At 37.5% G+C, this 3,156-nt stretch carries 4 protein-coding genes; 1 reads left to right on the top strand and 3 read right to left on the bottom strand.

Going from position 1 to position 3,156, the window contains the following annotated elements; genetic code table 11:
- On the bottom strand, positions 1–381 hold a 381-nt coding region (locus GNY06_RS08605), incomplete at its 3' end, for a transposase (RefSeq protein WP_176590002.1).
- 386 nt (positions 382–767) lie between these two features.
- Here GNY06_RS08605 and GNY06_RS08610 point away from each other — a divergent pair.
- The gene (locus tag GNY06_RS08610) at positions 768–1,709 is read left to right on the top strand and encodes an MBL fold metallo-hydrolase (RefSeq protein ID WP_166519703.1); all 942 of its coding nucleotides are present in this window, start codon (positions 768–770) and stop codon (positions 1,707–1,709) included.
- On the opposite strand, the gene GNY06_RS08615 is transcribed toward GNY06_RS08610, so the two are convergent.
- The gene (locus GNY06_RS08615) at positions 1,706–2,866 is read right to left on the bottom strand and encodes an MFS transporter (RefSeq protein ID WP_166519704.1); all 1,161 of its coding nucleotides are present in this window, start codon (positions 2,864–2,866) and stop codon (positions 1,706–1,708) included. The genes GNY06_RS08610 and GNY06_RS08615 overlap by 4 nt on opposite strands.
- Before the next feature lie 110 nt (positions 2,867–2,976).
- Positions 2,977–3,156, bottom strand: a 180-nt coding sequence (locus GNY06_RS08620; protein ID WP_166519705.1) for a transposase, incomplete at its 5' end; no start/stop codon positions are given.

The raw sequence follows: 3,156 nt of genomic DNA on the forward strand, positions 1-3,156 counted from the left end.
ATCCCGCATTGCTCGGGTACTCACTCCCATAGCGTACATCGATAAGATAGTACCTTCCAGCTCATCGGTAATGATTAGCTGGCGTTTGGGCATAATCTTAGGTTCAAAAGTACCCAGGCGGTCACGACCAGTTTCTAACTCAAATGAGCCAGCACTTAGACTACGCACGGGCTTCTTCGTTTTACCGTTCTTACGGTTAATTTGCTCGTTAAGTTTATCCTGAGCAAGGTGGTAGTCAAGCTCACCGGACATCATAGATTCCAGAAAGTGCTTCACCATTGGAGACAGAACCCCATCGGTGCCAGTCTTTTTTTTTCCAGAATAAAGGCCGGCAATAGCCTCATTCTTAAAAGACTCAAAGTCAAATTCTTCTTGTGCCATAAGGTATTATATTTAAAGATAATGTTTATGACACAGTTCGAGATACACCTTCCAAAGTTGTTCCGGAAATACACCTAAACAAGTGTAATTCAAAATTAATTAACCTGTATTTCGCAGTACTATCCAGTATCACCAGTTCCCGAACGGATCATTTAGGAATCTAATTTGCTTATCTGTAGCAATATGTTTACAAATGTTTGCTCATTCTTTTAAAATAAATTTTGTAGTTTTGAACGAGATTACTCATCTACTTAACTAACTACTAATCAATTTAATAGATATTTTCAACCAAATGAAAAATCTTTTTTATTTTTTAATTCTAAATACCAACAGCTTAGGTTACAAAATGTACCGAGAAACCTTACTCCAAAAAAACTCCTGAAATCATGAAAAAAATTCTGCTTAGCCTACTTTTCAACAACCTCTTGTTCCTTAATGCACAATCTTTTGACTTAATCCCATTAGGAGTCTATGGAGGTATTCAAGAAAATAATTTAAGCGCTTACCTTATTGGAGAGAAAGGCGAAAATAAATTTCTGTGTCTGGATGCAGGAACCTTAAAGGCTGGTATTGATAAGGCAATTGAAAAGGGCACTTTTTCGACAGATGCTGAGACGGTGTTAAAAGATTATATAAAGGGTTATTTTATATCTCATGGCCACTTAGATCATCTGGCCGGAATGGTGATAAACTCTCCGGAAGACAGTAAGAAGAATATTTATTCCACCCCAGAAACTGCTGAGGTATTGAAACAACGATATTTTACACAGGATGCCTGGATTAATTTTGCCAATGAAGGAACGCCTCCTATTTTAGGGAAATATACCTATAAGAAACATGGAAATACAACTTCTTTTCCCATTGAAGCTACTGCTATGAGTGCGAGAATTTTTCCATTGAGCCACGGAAACCCTTATAAAAGTTCAGCAATTCTGGTTACCAATACTCAAAAAGAAAGTGTACTTTATTTAGGTGATACTGGTGCGGATAGAAATGAGAAGAGTTCTGCTTTAAAAAATCTATGGCGCCAAGTGGCTCCTCTTGTGAAAAATAAAAGCCTAAAGGCCATACTTATTGAAGTTTCTTTTGAAAATGAGCGTCCTGAGAATGCGCTTTTCGGGCACCTCACTCCACAGCTTCTGAATGAAGAGTTCTCTATATTGGCTCAATTATCTGACGCTAGAGACTTAAGAAACTTGAAAATAATCATCACACACCTAAAGCCTGGCGACAACAGAATTGAAATTATTAAAAAGCAACTCATGGAAAATAACCCTATGAAAGTTCAAATTATCTTTCCGGAACAAGGCCAAAAAATCCAGCTTTAGCTCTTATTTTTGTTAACCAGCATGGTTTTATAAAAAATAAAAGAACCTACGAGCCCCATAAAAGACAAACCACTTCCTACAAGGAGAGGAGTACTATACGCTAAACCTAAAGTAATGGGAATCCCGCCCAAATAAGCCCCTAAAGTATTACCCATATTAAAACAGGCTTGACCTGCCGCTGCTGCAATCGTTTCGGCCCCTTCTGCTGAACGGATCAGCATCATTTGTATGGGCGATCCTATCGTAAAAGATATTACGCCAGTGATAAAAGCCATAGGATAAGCAGTCCACTGAATGGGAGAAGTAAAATAGACCAATATCAGGCATATGGACATGGAAAAAAAACAAATCATGGAGGCTTTTGTAGGTGAGATAGAATCAGCAAGTTTACCCCCCAATAGGTTCCCAAAAAACATTCCTAATCCTACTAAAAACATAATAATAGGTACTCTGGACTCTATGATTCCAGAAACCTTTGTTACCAAAGGAGAGATATAGCTAATCCATGCAAACAATCCTCCTGTACCTATAGAGATTAAAACCACCAGCAACCAAGCTTCTGATTTTTTAAAATAAGACAACTGCTGCACTACCTTATTGGAGGGATCCGAAGAGATGTCGGGCAACCAAAAGTAGAGTGTAAATGAGGTTAACAATCCAAAAAAAGAAATAATTGCGTAGGTTATTTTCCAAGAGTAGTGATGTCCTAAATATGTACCCAAAGGGACTCCCAATAAATTGGCAACCGTCATACCTGTAAACATAATCGAAATATATTGAGCTTTCTTTCCTGTAGGAGCCATTTTAGCAGCCACTACAGAGCCTACTCCAAAAAATGCACCATGGGGCAATCCCGACATAAAACGGGCCAACTGCATACTCCAATAATTATGTGCAAGGGCAAAAATACCATTGAATACAAAAAACACTAACATCAAAGAGATAAGGATTTTCTTGGGAGCCAATTTACCCGTGCATAATACCAAAATAGGAGCACCTACGAATACCCCAAGTGCATATAAAGCGATAAGGTGGGCGGCTACAGGTATCTTCAATCCCATATCGGCAGCAATATCTGGCAGAATTCCCATCATTGTGAATTCGGTCATTCCAATAGATAATCCGCCAAAAGCGAGGGCTAATAGTCCCTTTTTCATCTGATTTAAAGTTTTATATTCTTTTTTAAAGATGCGAAGATACAATCTTTAATCATAAAAAATATATTATCCTAACTTTTTTCTTAATGATAAGAGATGTTAGAGCCTGTTTAAATTTTGTTCAATAAATGTTTTATAGTGGCCACTTTAACCATTTCTTCTGCATTTTCGATTAGCAGTTCATAAATTCGGCATAGTCTTCGATGGTTATCAAACCAAGCAAATGTTCTTTCAATAATCCATCTTTTATGGATAGGCTGAAAATTCTTTTTTTGCTTATCAGGCCTTAA

This window comes from Elizabethkingia argenteiflava (assembly GCF_009904105.1).
Taxonomy (GTDB): Bacteria; Bacteroidota; Bacteroidia; order Flavobacteriales; family Weeksellaceae; genus Elizabethkingia; species Elizabethkingia argenteiflava.

What these genes read in the sequence shown, in the direction of transcription:
- GNY06_RS08610 (WP_166519703.1), top strand. Translation starts at nt 768, where the DNA reads ATGAAAAAAATTCTGCTTAGCCTACTTTTCAACAACCTCTTGTTCCTT.
- GNY06_RS08615 (WP_166519704.1), bottom strand. Translation starts at nt 2,866, where the DNA reads ATGAAAAAGGGACTATTAGCCCTCGCTTTTGGCGGATTATCTATTGGA.